General features: G+C 68.8%; 14 protein-coding genes. 4 read left to right on the forward strand and 10 right to left on the reverse strand.

Annotation, left to right across the window (positions count from 1 at the left end):
* Positions 1-68 precede the first annotated feature (68 nt).
* The 3 genes from ACUVWL_RS16910 to ACUVWL_RS16920 all read left to right on the forward strand — a co-directional run bounded on the left by ACUVWL_RS16910 (position 69) and on the right by ACUVWL_RS16920 (position 2,377).
* Positions 69-863: an undecaprenyl-diphosphate phosphatase gene (locus ACUVWL_RS16910; RefSeq protein WP_014645490.1), complete on the forward strand. Its 795-nt coding sequence runs from the start codon at positions 69-71 to the stop codon at positions 861-863.
* A gap of 73 nt (positions 864-936) precedes the next feature.
* Positions 937-1,764 carry an META and DUF4377 domain-containing protein gene (locus ACUVWL_RS16915; RefSeq protein ID WP_049420290.1) on the forward strand — a complete coding sequence of 276 codons (828 nt, stop codon included), beginning with the start codon at positions 937-939 and terminating at the stop codon, positions 1,762-1,764.
* 79 nt (positions 1,765-1,843) lie between these two features.
* Complete coding sequence (locus ACUVWL_RS16920) at positions 1,844-2,377, forward strand: NADPH-dependent FMN reductase (RefSeq protein WP_046427768.1); 534 nt, start codon at positions 1,844-1,846, stop codon at positions 2,375-2,377.
* Between the two features lie 101 nt (positions 2,378-2,478).
* On the opposite strand, the gene ACUVWL_RS16925 is transcribed toward ACUVWL_RS16920, so the two are convergent.
* The 9 genes from ACUVWL_RS16925 to ACUVWL_RS16965 all read right to left on the reverse strand — a co-directional run bounded on the left by ACUVWL_RS16925 (position 2,479) and on the right by ACUVWL_RS16965 (position 11,455).
* A complete protein-coding gene (locus ACUVWL_RS16925; protein ID WP_032961630.1) occupies positions 2,479-3,090 on the reverse strand; it encodes a YbhB/YbcL family Raf kinase inhibitor-like protein in 612 nt (203 codons plus the stop codon).
* Between the two features lie 10 nt (positions 3,091-3,100).
* The gene (locus tag ACUVWL_RS16930; protein WP_445978586.1) at positions 3,101-5,170 is read right to left on the reverse strand and encodes a tetratricopeptide repeat protein; all 2,070 of its coding nucleotides are present in this window, start codon (positions 5,168-5,170) and stop codon (positions 3,101-3,103) included.
* Between the two features lie 56 nt (positions 5,171-5,226).
* The gene (locus ACUVWL_RS16935) at positions 5,227-6,216 is read right to left on the reverse strand and encodes a YheT family hydrolase (RefSeq protein ID WP_445979173.1); all 990 of its coding nucleotides are present in this window, start codon (positions 6,214-6,216) and stop codon (positions 5,227-5,229) included.
* A 52-nt stretch (positions 6,217-6,268) separates the two neighbouring features.
* Positions 6,269-7,060, reverse strand: a complete 792-nt coding sequence (locus ACUVWL_RS16940) for a lysophospholipid acyltransferase family protein (protein ID WP_049441701.1) — start codon at positions 7,058-7,060, stop codon at positions 6,269-6,271.
* Positions 7,061-7,178: 118 nt separating this feature from the next.
* Positions 7,179-7,613: a hotdog fold thioesterase gene (locus ACUVWL_RS16945; protein WP_014035502.1), complete on the reverse strand. Its 435-nt coding sequence runs from the start codon at positions 7,611-7,613 to the stop codon at positions 7,179-7,181.
* Between the two features lie 10 nt (positions 7,614-7,623).
* Positions 7,624-9,681 (reverse strand): phospholipase D family protein, encoded by a 2,058-nt coding sequence (locus ACUVWL_RS16950; protein ID WP_049408351.1) that lies wholly within the window; start codon positions 9,679-9,681, stop codon positions 7,624-7,626.
* On the reverse strand, positions 9,678-10,295 hold the full coding sequence (locus ACUVWL_RS16955) for a YceI family protein (protein WP_014645483.1): 618 nt from the start codon (positions 10,293-10,295) through the stop codon (positions 9,678-9,680). Before ACUVWL_RS16955 ends, ACUVWL_RS16950 begins: the two co-directional genes overlap by 4 nt.
* A gap of 4 nt (positions 10,296-10,299) precedes the next feature.
* Complete coding sequence (locus tag ACUVWL_RS16960) at positions 10,300-10,776, reverse strand: SixA phosphatase family protein (protein WP_014035499.1); 477 nt, start codon at positions 10,774-10,776, stop codon at positions 10,300-10,302.
* Positions 10,777-10,825: 49 nt separating this feature from the next.
* Positions 10,826-11,455, reverse strand: a complete 630-nt coding sequence (locus tag ACUVWL_RS16965; protein ID WP_005420986.1) for a ParA family protein — start codon at positions 11,453-11,455, stop codon at positions 10,826-10,828.
* A gap of 123 nt (positions 11,456-11,578) precedes the next feature.
* On the opposite strand from ACUVWL_RS16965, the gene ACUVWL_RS16970 reads away from it, so the two are divergent.
* On the forward strand, positions 11,579-13,063 hold the full coding sequence (locus ACUVWL_RS16970) for an AAA family ATPase (RefSeq protein WP_014645482.1): 1,485 nt from the start codon (positions 11,579-11,581) through the stop codon (positions 13,061-13,063).
* A gap of 386 nt (positions 13,064-13,449) precedes the next feature.
* On the opposite strand, the gene ACUVWL_RS16975 is transcribed toward ACUVWL_RS16970, so the two are convergent.
* On the reverse strand, positions 13,450-14,085 hold the full coding sequence (locus ACUVWL_RS16975; RefSeq protein WP_046427754.1) for a tetratricopeptide repeat protein: 636 nt from the start codon (positions 14,083-14,085) through the stop codon (positions 13,450-13,452).
* Positions 14,086-14,170 lie beyond the last annotated feature (85 nt).

A 14,170-nucleotide genomic window follows, 5' to 3' on the forward strand; every position in this document is an offset into this window, starting at 1 on the left:
CGTTTGGTGCGGCAGGGATCGTCTATCCTCTCGACCTTCTTCCTTCCGCCGCGCGTCACGCACCGTCCATGTCCGACCTGCTCTCCGCCCTGCTGCTGGGCATCCTCGAAGGCTTGACCGAATTCCTGCCGATCTCCAGCACCGGCCACCTGCTCATCGCCCAGCACTGGCTGGGTGCCCGCTCGGACTTCTTCAACATCGTCATCCAGGCCGGCGCGATCGTGGCCGTGGTGCTGGTGTTCCGCCAGCGCCTGCTGCAGCTGGCCACCGGCTTCAACCAGCGCGAGAACCGTGAGTACGTGTTCAAGCTGGGCGCCGCCTTCCTGGTCACCGCCGTGGTCGGCCTGGTGGTGCGCAAGGCCGGCTGGTCGCTGCCGGAGACGGTCAGCCCGGTGGCCTGGGCATTGATCATCGGTGGTGTCTGGATGCTGCTGGTGGAGGCCTACACCGCGCGCCTGCCCGACCGCGACCAGGTGACCTGGACGGTGGCGATCGGCGTGGGCCTGGCACAGGTCGTGGCCGGCGTGTTCCCCGGCACCTCGCGCTCGGCCTCGGCGATCTTCCTGGCCATGCTGCTGGGCCTGAGCCGCCGCGCCGCCGCCGCCGAGTTCGTGTTCCTGGTCGGCATTCCCACCATGTTCGCCGCCAGCGCCTACACCTTCCTGGAAATGGCCAAGGCCGGGCAGCTGGGCAGCGAGGACTGGGCCGACGTGGGCGTGGCCTTCCTTGCCGCGGCCATCACCGGCTTCGTCGTAGTGAAGTGGCTGATGGGCTACATCAAGTCGCACAGGTTCACCGCCTTCGCGATCTACCGCATCGCACTGGGCGCGGCGCTGCTGCTGTGGTTGCCCTCCGGCAGCTGAACAGCGCCGGGGTACGGTAACCCCGTTGCCGGCCCCACCCCGTTTCCCCCACGGTTCCCCAAGGAGAATCACCATGAACCGCAAGCTCACCCTGCTCCTCCCGCTGGCCCTGATGGCCGCCTGCAGCCAGACGCCGGCACCGGCCGGCACCGGCGGCGACGACGTGGCCCCGGCCGCGGCCAAGGCAGCAGACCAGCAGACGCTGGCGCACCTGGATGCGCAGCGCCTGCAGAGCCAGCACTGGCTGCTGCAGCAGGCCACCGGCGCCGACGGCAAGCGCATCGACGCGCTGTTCGCCCGCGAAGACAAGCCGGTCACCCTGGACTTCGCAGATGGCCGCCTGTCGGTCAGCAACACCTGCAACCGCATGGGCGGCGGCTACACCCTGGCCGACGGCAAGCTGACGGTCAGCGCGATGGCCTCGACCATGATGGCCTGCACCGACAAGGCGCTGATGGCGCTGGACGAAGCCGTGTCGAGCCGCCTGCAGGGCGAGCTGAAGGCCGAGCAGGATGCCGATGGCAAGCTGACGCTGACCAACGCCAAGGGCGACGTGCTGGTGTTCAACCCGGAGCCGACCGCTGAAACCCGCTACGGCGGCGCCGGCGAAACCGTGTTCCTGGAAGTGGCCGCCAAGACGCAGAAGTGCTCGCACCCGCTGATCCCGGACTACCAGTGCCTGCAGGTGCGCGAAGTGAAGTTCGACGACAAGGGCCTGAAGCAGGGTGAGCCGGGCAAGTTCGAGAACTTCTACGGCACCATCGAGGGCTACACCCACGAAGACGGCGTGCGCAACGTGGTGCGCGTGAAGCGCTACGAAGTGAAGAACCCGCCGGCCGATGCGCCGTCGCAGGCGTACGTGCTGGACATGGTGGTCGAGTCGGCCATCGAAAAGAAGTAAATAAACAGAAGGGCGGCCACGAGGTCGCCCTTCTACGTTCTGTAGCGTCGACGCAGCCCCACGTGCCAGCCTTGCCACGATGAAGATTCTCGCCATATCCGGCAGCGCGCGCCGGCAGTCGACCAACACCGCTCTGCTGGTGGCCCTGAAAACCATCGCGCCGCCCGGCATGGAGATCGAGGTCTACGCCGGGGTCGGCGAACTTCCGGTGTTCTCCCCCGATCTGGAAGGCACCGATGAACCCTGCAGCGTGACGCGCTTCAAGGCGGCCATCGCCCGCAGCGACGGTGTGCTGGTGTGCAGCCCTGAATACGTGCGTGGCATTCCCGGCGGATTGAAGAATGCGATCGACTGGCTCGTATCCGGCGACCAGATCGTCGGTCGGCCCATTGCGTTAGTGCATGCGTCCCATCGTGGCGAGGACATGCTGCAGGCACTTCGCGCGGTGCTGTCCACGGTCAGTGCCGCGTTCAGTACAACACTGTTCCTGCGTGTACCGGTGCTGGGCCTGGAACCGGAGGAGATCTTCGAGGTGCTTCAGTCGGAAGTGCATCGCGCCGAAGCGGATGCGTTCCTGGCAGGGTTTGCTGTTTACTGCAGGTCCATTGCGTAGCAGAAGCAGCCGAGCATGGGCTCGGCCCTACAAGGCAAAGTCGAGCATGGCTCGACTCTGCAGAAAGCAAAGCCGGGCATGCCCCGGCCCTACAAGGGCTCTCAGCCCAGCGCCGGGTTCAACGTGTAGGTGCCGTGCAGTGCCGCTTCGGCGAGCACGTGGCCGTGCATGGCGCGGTAGGCGTCGGCGGCGGTGAAGCGTGCCGGCAGCTGCAGCGATGCCACGTCCAGCGCGAACACGCGGAAGAAGTAGTGGTGCAGGCGTTCGTCGTTGAACGGCGGGTACGGGCCGTCATAGCCCAGGTAGTCACCGGCCATGTCCGGATTGCCTGCGAACCAGCCGGTGAAGTCGTTCAGGCCCTGGCGGCTGCCGGCCGGGCCGGCCGGTTTGGACTTGCCCTTCACCACGAAGCCGTCGCTGCAGCTGCCTGCGGCGATCTCGCGCACCGAGGCCGGAATGTCGGCCATTACCCAATGCACGAAATCACAGCGCGGCTGGTCGCGCGGCACGCTCATGTCGGTGCGGCCGACCGTCTCCGGCACGGTCGGCACGTCCGGATCGACACACACCAGCAGGAACGAACGGGTGCCCTCCGGCACATCGCTCCAGGCCAGGTGCGGATTGCGGTCCGGTGCGAAGCCCGCGGCATCGCCGGCGGCGAATTCGCGGTCGATCGGTGCACCGTTGGTCAGGCTGTGGCTGCTCAGTTGCATCGGCGTGTCCTCACTCTTCCGGATAACCCAGGCGCACCGCGATCGGGGTGAGCTTGGCGAAGGCGGCGCTCATCACGTCGCGGTAGTTGCGCCAGTGGCCCGGCGGGAAGCGCGGCGCACCCAGTTGCGCGGCTGGCGGCATCGGCCGCTCGAACAGGCGGCCCAGCAGTTCGGCCATCGCCTGCGGATCGTTGCCGATCTGGTCGATGCGCAGCAGCACCTGCGGGTACAGATCGTCCTCGTGCAGGGCGGCGACCTGGGCCAGCGCGCGCGCCAGCCATTCGCTGGCTTCGGCCAGCGAGGTCATTGCCAGCGGTAGGGCGGCACCGTAGGCCACCCAGTCCAGCAGCATGTCGCGCGGATCGCGCAGCACCACCAGCAGGCGGCCCTGCGGCAGCTGCGGGCGCAGCGCCCACAGCAGCGCGTTGTCCCACCACAGCAGCCAGTCGATGATCGCGTCGTCCTGCACGCCGCGCGACGGCAGCTGTTCGCGCCAGCGCTGCACCAGCCGCTCCGGGGTCAGCACGCCGGAGGCGAGGTCCTGCAGCGTGTGGTAGTTCTGGAACGCGTCGTCGGGTGCGTTGGAGGTATAGCGGTCGCTGCGCAGCACCGGGCTGGCGGCGGCCAGGCCGGTCGCCACGCGCTCCACGCCCGAACCCGGCGCGCCCCACAGGAAGATCGGCGCGGAAGTGGCATCACCGTCGATCTCGCCCTTGTCCGGCCAGCTCGGCGGCGCCTTGGCCTGCGGCGGCAGCGGCAGGCGCTGCGGTGCCTGGTCGGCCTGCAGTGCCAGCCAGGTCTGCAGCGCGTCTTCGTGCTGCCCGGCGCGATCCTGGATCTCACCCAGCCAGGTGCGCAGGTCGGCGCGGTGGCCTTCCGGTGCCATGTCGATCAGCGCCTGCACGCGGGCGACCGCGGCGGCCGGATCGCGCTGCAGCAGGCCTTCGACCAGGCGGGTTTCGCCGCTGACGCGGCCCGGTTCGAGGTTGACGATGCGCTCGGCGATCGCTTCGGCCTGGGCGTGTTCGCCCACCATGTCGTGCAGGCGCAGGCGCGCTTCCAGCGCCGGCAGGTGGCCCGGCATCGCGTCCATCCAGCGCTCGACCGTGGCGGCGGCGGTGGCACTGCCGACCTCTTCCACCGCCAGGCGTGCCAGCCACAGGTCGTGCAGCTGCGGGTGCTGCTCCAGGGCGACATCCAGGCGTGCGCGGGCCTCGTCTTCGCGGCCCAGGCGCTGCCAGGACATCAGCAGCAACTGCAGTACGTCGCGGTCGTCAGGCAGCGATTCCAGCAACGGCAGCAGGTGCTCCAGCGCCTGCAGCGGCTGGCCGCTGCGCAGTGCCAGTTCGCCGGCCAGGCGGCGCATCGATGGCGTATCCAGGCCCTGCTGCTGCAGCGCGATCTGCATCGCTTCGGCGGCAGCGTCCAGGTTGCCCTGGCGCATGGCCAGCTGCACCACCAGGCCATGCAGCGAGGCGATGGTCGGGTTCAGTTCCAGCACGCGGCGGAACGCCTGCTCGGCGAAGGCCAGCATGTTCTTGCCCAGGTAGGCGAAGCCCAGTGCGTAGAGCACGCGAATGTCGTTGGGCTGGGCCTGGTTGGCGGCCGACAGCAGCGTCAGCGCGCGATCGGCATCATCGCGGCGCAGCGCGATCATGCCGTCGATGGTCAGCAGTTCCGGGTGGTCCGGTTCGACACGCGAGGCCAGGGTGGACAGGCGCTGCGCTTCATCGAAATCGTTGCGGCCGATCGCCAGGTGGGCCTGCATCAGGTAGGCAGCGAAGGCGTTCGGGTCCAGCCCGGTGGTGCGCGTCAGTGCTTCGCCAGCGCCGTCGAACTGGCGCAGCGCCAGCAGCAGGCCGGCGTGCTGCAGGTGCAGCTGGGCATTGTCCGGGGCCAGCTGCAGCGCCTGCTGCAGGGCCTCCATCGCGTCCTCGGCCTTGCCCTGCTGCTGCAGCGCAAGCGCCAGCCAGCGGTGGGCCTCGGCCTGGCCGGGTTCATCACGGGTCCACGCCTGGGCCAGCTGCACGGCCTGGTCGGCCTCGTTCTGGCGCAACGCTTGGATGATCTGGTCTTGCATGGCGGTCCGGTTCAAGGGCAAACCCGCATTGTAGCGGCCTGCGCGCCCGTGCCGGTTCAGCCTTGCAGCACGCGCTGCAGGCGCTGCGCCACCCAGCGCTCGGAGAAGCCGTCACCGCGCCAGTTTTCCAGGAAGCCACAGTGGCCGCCCCAGCAGGCGGTTTCCAGGTGCGCGTTGCGCGGCAGCTGCCAGTCGCTGAAGGTCGCGTACGGGATCACCGGGTCGTCCTGTGCCATCAGGATGTCGGCCGGCACCTGCAGCGAGGACAGGCGATCGCCGGCAATCGAGTAGCCGTCGAAATAGGCCTGCAACGAGCCGAAACTGGTGTGGCGCTCGACCAGCCAGGCGGTCAACGCGCGGATGTCCAGCTTCAGCACGCGGTCGTCGCAGTCGCTCAGTTCGGGGAACAGGTCGCGCTTGCGCCGCAACGAACCGGCCCACTTGCGCCGGAAGTACCAGTCGTACATTGCCGGGCCGTTCTCGATGCTCTCCATGGTCAGCGCCGGGTCCAGCACCGGGCATACCGAGGCGACGCGCAGCAGCGGCACGCCGGCCGCCGGCGCACGCAGGGCCAGGCGCAGCACGAAGTTGCCGCCCAGCGAGTAGCCGGCGGCCACCAGCGGCAGCTGCGGCCAGCGCTGGGCGATATCGCCTGCGGCATGCACCACTTCGTCGATCTGGTTGGAGTGGAAGATGCCGGGGTTGAGGTGATGGGTATTGCCGTGGTCGCGGAAATTCAGCCGCACCACGTCGAAGCCCTGTTCGAGCATGCGCGCGGCCGCCATGCGCATGTAGCTGGATTCGGCACTGCCTTCCCAGCCGTGCAGCAGCAGGGCCATGCCCTTGGGTTCGCGGCCTTCGACATGGCTGTGCCAGCCCTGCAGGCGCACGCCGTCGCCGCCGTCGAGGATCAGTTCTTCGCTGATCGCGCCGGTCGCGGCCAGCAGCAGCAGGCCGCGCTGCAGGCGCATGCGGCTGGAGCTGAGCATCGACTGCAGGTGCGGATTGCGCAGCCAGCGCGGTGGCTGGTAGTCAGCCGCGTGCAGCGTCGGCGTGCCGGCGTCCAGGACGGGTGGCGGGATCAGGGCCACCGCACCCTCACTGCGTGCTCATGGCCGCCACGATGCGCGCGCGCGACGTCTCCGCGATGCGCCGACGGCCTTCCAGGTCCTGCGCACCGATCGGTGCCAGGAAATGCACTTCCGCACGCCGCGCCGGCTCACCGAGCAGGCGCAGGAAATTGGCGAAGAAACTCTCGCCGGGGCCGAACGCGACAATGGTCTGCGCGTCGCCCTTGAGCCCATACACCAGAGCCACCGGCTGCACCGGCACGCCGGTCTCAACCGCCGCCTGGAAGATGCGGGCATGGAACGGGCCCACTTCGTGGCCACCGCGGGTACGCCCTTCCGGGAACACGCCCACTGCCTTGCCTTCGCGCAGGCGATCGGCCATCACCTGCATCACGCCACCGAGCGATTCGGTGTTGCCGCGCTGGTGGAAGATGGTCTGCCCGCGCGCGGCCAGCCACCCGACCAGCGGCCAGCTGGCGATCTCGCGCTTGGCGACGAAGCCCATCATGCGCTGGCTGTGCAGGATGCAGATGTCGACCCAGCTGACGTGGTTGGCGACGAACAGCACGGCGCCGGGCAGCGGCCTGCCGATCTGCACCAGGCGGAAGCCGAAGATCCACATCAGCCCCCCCTGCCACCAGTTGACCACTTTGGCCCCCAGGGTCGCCTCGCCCACGCGCAGTTCGCCCCACGGCCGAAGCATGCCGATCAGGATGAGCGGCAGGAACACGACGATGTGGACCAACAGCAGCGGTACGCGGTACAGGTAACGGCACACACGCGCCACGCCGCCGCGGGGGGCCGGAGTGGGGGAAGTCATCCGCGCACGATACCGGAGGGCCGTCATCGCTGCCAGCCGATTTAGGCCATAACACCCATCGACCGGGGCAATCGGCAGGGAACGCTGGGTTCCGCTGCCGTCACCGCCCGTCCGGGGCTCAGCCGTGGCCGGCCGCCACCACCGCCAGGGTCAGCCGCGAGATGCACACCAGCCGGCCCTGCTCGTCCTCGATGCGGATCTCCCACAGCTGGGTGCTGCGGCCCACGTGCAGCGCGCGGGCGGTGCCGGTGACCGTGCCCGAACGCACCGCACGCACGTGGTTGGCGTTGATTTCCAGGCCCACGCAGATCTGCTTGGCCGTATCCACGCACAGGTTGCCGGCGCTGCTGCCCAGGGTCTCGGCCAGCACCACCGACGCGCCGCCATGCAGGATGCCGTAGGGCTGGCGGGTGCGCTCGTCCACCGGCATGGTGGCCTGCAGCCAGTCGTCACCGGCCGCGCTGAAGACGATGCCCAGCGACGCGATCGCGGTGTTGCGGCTGAGCGTATTGAGCTGCTCGAGGGAAACGGCTTCGCGGAACACCTGGGTCATGCGGGCACCTTCAGAGGATGGGAACGAGGCCGGCGCCGAATGCGGTCAGCATGCGTACCAGCAGCCACTTCGGGCCGACATTGACCTCGGGGAAATCACCCACGGCGACATAGCAGCGGTGGAAGCCCGGGTCCTGCCGGGGCAACGGCTGCGGGCAGTCCGGGCCGGGCTTGAACTCGTAGTCGGTGGCATAGCGCCACGGCCAGAAGTCGAGGATCGGCAGTGCTTCGGAGGCCTTGCCGACGCTGTAGTTGAGCCCGGACAGCACCGGCGGCTTGGCCCGCGGCGCCACCGTCCACGAGTTCTGCGGGTGGGTGTCGCGCAGGATGCTCTCGGCCAGCTGCTCGGCGAAGGCCGGGTCATCGATGATCACCGCGCCTTCGGTGTTGTAGTTCTCGCTGCGCGGGTCGAAGTTGTGGGTACCGACCACGCCGATGCGGCGATCGACCACCAGCGACTTGGCATGCAGGCCCATGCGCGCGCCCTTGCGGGTGACCGGCAACGGCTTGTTGACCGCCTTGCTGCCCAGGAACGAGGGCCGGGTCTCGGTGCGCAGCAGGCGGGTCTCGACCTCGCTGCCGGCCGCACGGCGGCGCTCGCGCGCGTTCTGGTAGGCACTGCCGGTGCGCGGATGGTTCACCGGCCCCTGCTTGCCGGTGGGTGCCGGATGCTCGTCGCGATCGCGACGGTCGCCGGCATTGCTGCCGGCAGCACTGCCGCCGATCAGCGGGTTGCGCCCGCCGTCGTCGTCGCCTTCCGGCGCGGCGATCGGGTCGGGCAGCAGGTTGCGGTAATCGACCGGTGCATCCAGCGGGAACGGCTTGTATTCGAAGATGTTGAAGCCCAGTTCGCGCATGTTGCGCCGCTTGTACTTGTACGACAGCGCATAGACGATCGGGTTGTCGGTCGCCGCCAGGCTGTTGCTGGACACCACCACGCGCGGCGGCTGCGGTCGCTTGCGCAGCTCGCGGAACAGCTTCTGCGCCGGTTTGGACAGCACCAGGTACGGCGTCTGCAGGATCACTTCCTTCTGCGCGCCGGCGATCAGCGCATCCAGCTGCGGCTCGGTCACGTGCTGTCCGGCCAGCGGCGCATCGGCCTTCTCGCGCCGGTGCTTGCGCGGCAGGTCGGCGACATAGCGCACCGAGGCCACCGGCAACGCGGTATCGACGAAGGAACGGCTGACGAAGTCCATGTCATTGGCTTCGGCACTGACCCGCTCCACCCGCTCGGGGCGGCGGAAGCTGGCCGGCGGCAGGGTCGGCACGCCCTCGCGCAGCAGGGTGCGGCCGACATCGTTCAGGCGCTCGGCCGGCACGCTGCGCCTGGCGCGCCAGAAGGCATCGAAGTTGGCCGCCATCGCCCGCGCCTCCGGGCCGGCGATCAGCACGTCGCGGTCGCGGAAGTTGTACTCGCGGTCCCAGTCGTAATAGTCGTCCTGATAGTTGCGGCCGCCAACCACGCCGATCGCATCGTCGATCACCAGCAGCTTGTTGTGCATGCGCTGGTTGAAGCGGCGGAAGCAGCACAGCACGCTGCCGGCATAGTCGAAGTAGTTCAGCCGGGCCTTGCCGAAGGTCGGGTTGTAGACCCGCAGCTGGAAGTTCTGGTGCGCGCCGGACAGGGCGCCGAGGATCTGCAGGTCGGAGATCGCCGAGAGCTGGTCGATCAGCACCCGCACCTTCACCCCGCGCCGCGACGCGGCCAGCAGCTCGTCGATGACCAGCCGGGCACTGTCGTCCTTGTCGAAGATGTAGGTCTGCAGGTCGATGCTGCGGGTGGCGCTGCGCAGCAGGTTCAGGCGCGCGACCAGGGCGCCCTCGCCCTCGTCGAGCAGGGTGGCGTAGTGGCGTGGCTGTTCCGGGGTGGATTCGGTGAACGCCCGGCCCGCCAGCGCACGCAACGGCGAGTCCTGCGCGCAGCGGTCGGCGCGCTGGCAGTCGACGTCGGTCGAGCGCGCCTGCACGGCAATCGCTTCGGCACGGTCACGCTCGGCATGCGAGAGCGATGCACAACCGCTGCCCAGCAACACGGTTGCCAGCGCCAGGACGCGCAGCAGGAGGTTCACGGTTTCGGCGCCTCGCTCAGGCGCGCACGCAATACGAAGGTCACTCGGTCACTCAAGGCTAGCTGCCAGCTGTCCATTCCGTACCGGCCTCGCTGCACGGTACCGCGGCTGACGACGTCGCAATCATAGCCGGGTCGGGCGCACTCCGCCTTCTCGACCTGCAATGACTCGGGGTGGCTGATGCCGCGCAGGGTCAGCCGGCCGTTGATGGCGCCGCCCTGCTCCACGGTCTCCGGCCAGTAGGGCAGCGAGTCGAACTCGACCACCGGATGGCGCCCGGCATCGAAGAACTCCTCGCCGCGCATCCAGCCGGTATAGCGCGCCTTGCCGGGGATCTCCACCGAGCGGGTGAACATCTTCAGGTGCACCTGGTGACGGCCGTCGGACAGGATCTCGATACGCCCCTCGAAGTGCGGGAACACGCCTTCGATGCGCTGGCCGAATCGGGTGCGCACCTCGAAGCCGATCCGCGAGCGCTGGGTATCCAGGCGCAATACCCGTGGCGCCTCGGCGGACACGGGCGGCAACGGGGTCGGTGGGGGCGCCGCGGCCCAGGCCGGGCCGAGCGCCAGCAACGCGGGCAGCAGGAAGCGGCTGCGCCGCGCCAGGCTCATCGGATCACGGCCACCAGAACGCGTTCAGGCTGGCCACGCCGGGTTCGATCGAGGCCTCGCGCGGGAAGCCAAGCACGGCCACGCCGCCCGGCGGCATGCCGCGATAGTCACTGCTGGTGCCGTCGGTCATCAGGGCCACCAGCTGCTCCAGGCCCGGGTTGTGGCCGACGATCAGCACCCGGTCCAGGTCACGACGCTCGTCCACCAGCGCCGCCAGGGTGCCCGGGGTGGCTTCGTAGATCCGGTCTTCCAGGCGCTTTTCGACATAGCCGATGGCCGTCATCACCGCTTCCAGGGTCTCGCGGGTACGTCGCGACGGCGAGCACAGCACGCAGTCGGGCAGCAGGTTGTTTTCCTTCAACCACTTGCCGGCGGCTTCGGCCTCGGCGAGCCCCACCGGCGACAGCGGCCGGTCGAGGTCGGCCTGGCCGGAAACGGCGGGTTCGGCATGGGCATGGCGCAGCAGGATCAGTTCACGCATCGCGGGTTTCCATGGAGAAGAGGATGCAGCAGGAGAAGTGAGGCAGGCATCAAAGCTTGAGCCAGGACAGCAGCGGCTCCCAGTCGGCCTGGTGTTCGCGCACCTGGGCGGAGCGATAGTCGAACAGGCTGCGGCCCAGGCCGGTCATGACCACGTAGCTCTGGCTGTCACGCAGCTGCGCGACCACCGGGTATGGCCATTCGGCCAGCATCTGCAGCGCCTGCTGCGAAGTCTGGGTCCAGGGTTTGGTGCGGTTGAGGACCAGCCCCACCGGCAGCTTGCGGCTGTGCACGCGCGGGTTCTGGGCCAGGCTGTTGAGGAAGCCGACGATGGCTTCGATATCCAGCGCCGAGGGCAGCACCGGCACCACCACGGCGTCGGCCGCGTCCAGGAAATGGGGGATATCGTCGGCCAGCGCACCGGCCGGTGCATCGATGATGACGGTATCGGTACCGTCAGGCAGCTTCTGCGCCCACTGCTTCTTCCGATACACATCGATGGGGAGCACCGCGCTTTCCAGCCCTGCACGCCGTTGTGCCCAGCGGGTGCTGGAGCCCTGCGGGTCGGCATCGGCGATCACCGTGGCCTTGCCCTGCAATGCCGCGTACGCGGCCAGGTGGGTGGCGACGGTGGTCTTGCCCACCCCGCCCTTGGAACCGGCCACCAGGATCGTCTTCATGCCAGCCTCGCTTCCGGGTACGTGCCCCGAGCGTACACCGGCGGTGGTGACGGGAGGTAGCACCGTGCTGAACCAGTGGCCATCGCCTTTGCTATCGTGGCGCCCCCGAAGGATCGAACCGGCATGAGCGAACTGCAGGACCTGAGCGCACTGATCCGCGCCAATACCCCCCTGATCGTGATCGAGACCCAGGATGAGGCCCGCATCGTCGAGCTGTTCCGGCAGACGCTGATGCACGTGTGGCGGGCCCTGCACCGCTGGTCCATCACCGAGGGCCTGCGTCGCATCGACCTGGACCGCGAGGACCCGCCGGTCGGCCCGCCCGATGCCAGCGCCGCCCTGCAGATGATCCGCCAGGCCGATCAGCGGGGTGTCTACCTGCTGCTCGATTTCCACCCCTACCTGGGGTATGCCAGCCATCAGCGCGCGCTGCGCGACCTGATCCAGCGCCGCCATAGCGAGCCGCATGTGCTGGTGCTGATCGGCGCCAAGGTCGAGCTGCCGGCCGAGCTGGAGGCCCTGGCGGTGCGCTTCAACCCGCGCCTGCCCGATGCCAACGCCCTGCTGAAGATGCTGCGCGAGGAGGCCGACGCCTATGCGCGCGAACACGGCGGCCGCCGTGTCGAGGTCGACAGCGAGGCGGTGAAGAAGATCCTGAAGAACCTGCAGGGCCTGAGCCTGGTCGATGCCCGCCGCATCGCCCGCCAGCTGATCTACGCCGATGGCGCGCTGCGCGACGACGACCTGCCGCAGCTGGCACGGCTGAAGTTCGAGCTGCTCAACCGCAGCGGCCACCTGTTCTTCGAGCATGACAGCGCGCGCTTCGGCGACGTGGCCGGTGCCAACCGGCTCAAGCGCTGGATCAGCCAGCGCCGGGTGGCCTTCATCGCCGGCTCGGCACCGGCCGGCCTGGATCCGCCGCGCGGCATGTTGCTGCTGGGCGTGCAGGGCTGCGGCAAATCGATGCTGGCCAAGGCCACCGCCGCCGGCTTCGGCGTACCGCTGCTGCGCCTGGACGTGGGCGCGCTGTACAACAAGTACCACGGCGAGACCGAGGCCAACCTGCGCCAGGCGCTGGCCTCGGCCGAGCAGCTGGCGCCCTGCGTGTTGTGGATGGACGAGATCGAGAAGGGCCTGGCCAGCGGTGGCGAGGACGGTGGCGTATCGCGCCGCGTGCTCGGCTACCTGCTGACCTGGATGGCCGAACGCAAGGCGCCGGTCTTCATCGTCGCCACCGCCAACCAGGTACACGAGTTGCCGGCCGAACTGCTGCGCAAGGGCCGCTTTGACGAGATCTTCTTCGTCGACCTGCCCACGCCTGAGGTGCGTGTGGAGCTGCTGCGGCTGCACCTGGGGCGACGCCAGCTCAACGGCGACGACTTCGCGCTGCCGGCGCTGGCGGCCGCGGCCAATGGCTTCTCCGGCGCCGAGATCGAGCAGGCGATCGTGGCCGGGCTGTATGCGGCGCACGCCGAAGGCCGGCCGTTGGATACCGAGCTGCTGATGAACGAGATCCGTGCGACGCGGCCGCTGTCGGTGCTGATGGCCGAGCAGGTAGAGGCATTGCGGGCATGGGCGTCGGGTCGGACGGTTTCCGCGGACGATTGAAGTGGAAGCGCAAAAGCAAAAGCGCTTGGCTGGCTGCTCTTGAGGGCATGGGGGTCAGATCCGTTTTCCTCTGGAAAACGGATCTGACCCCAGTTCGATTTCTATCCCTGGCAGATCTCATCCACGCATGGCGTGGATCGACCGTGTCGACCAAGGTCGACACCTACCAACAGCCGCCGGAACCTGTCGAAGGCGGGGCACTGTGGGTTTGCGGGGTGTGAGCCGCATGGATGCGGCGACCAAGCCCCCATGGATGGGTTTACGGCGGCCCCGCAAACCCACAGTGCCCCGCCATCCCGCAGGAAGCCCCCTGTTGCTTCGGCTGCTGCAGTTGCTCCAGCCGTTGCCTCTGCGGGTGCCGGGTGCAACCCGCCCCCCCCCCTCCCTCAGGGCCAGGCCGGCGGCGCGGCCGCCCAGGCCTGCTGCACTTCCGCCAGCGAGGCGCGCTCGTCGTCACGCCACAACGGCAACAACTGCGCAAAGCGGCTGCTGTCGCTCCATTGCGTCGGCTCGGTACGCACCGCTGCGGCATACCACTGCACCGCCTCCTGCTTCTGCCCGGCCCGCCACAGCGCCAGCGCATAGGTGGGTGGCAGCCAGCCCGGCTTGCTCAGCGAACCACCGGCAGCGGCCTGCCATTGCTCCAGGGCGGCTTCGGGCTGGCCCTGACGCAGCAGGTCCCAGCCGTAATTCCAGCGCACGCTACGGCCCAGGCTGCCCTGCACCGGCGCATCCTTCAGTGCTTCGCGATACAGCTGTTCACCCAGCTCGGTGCGGCCCTGCGCAATGGCCACCGACGCCAGCTGCACGGTGGCCTCCACGGTACGCCGGCCGCGCTCGCGCTGTTTGAGCAGCTGCGCCACCAGCGCATCCCCGTCGGACTGGACCACGATCATGGGCACGGCGGCCGCATCGCTGTCGAAGTAGAACTCCTGTGGTGCCGGCACCGCCGGCGCGGCCCACACGGGGGCCGTTCCCGAGACCAGCAACATGCTGCCCAGGATCTTTGCTGCAACTGACATCCCTTCTCCCCAGGCCGCAACCGCAGCCTCCCTCTCTCTCCCCGATCCTAACCCCAGCATGGCCGCCGGCGCGAGTGCCGGGGCG

The organism is Stenotrophomonas muris (assembly GCF_052751275.1).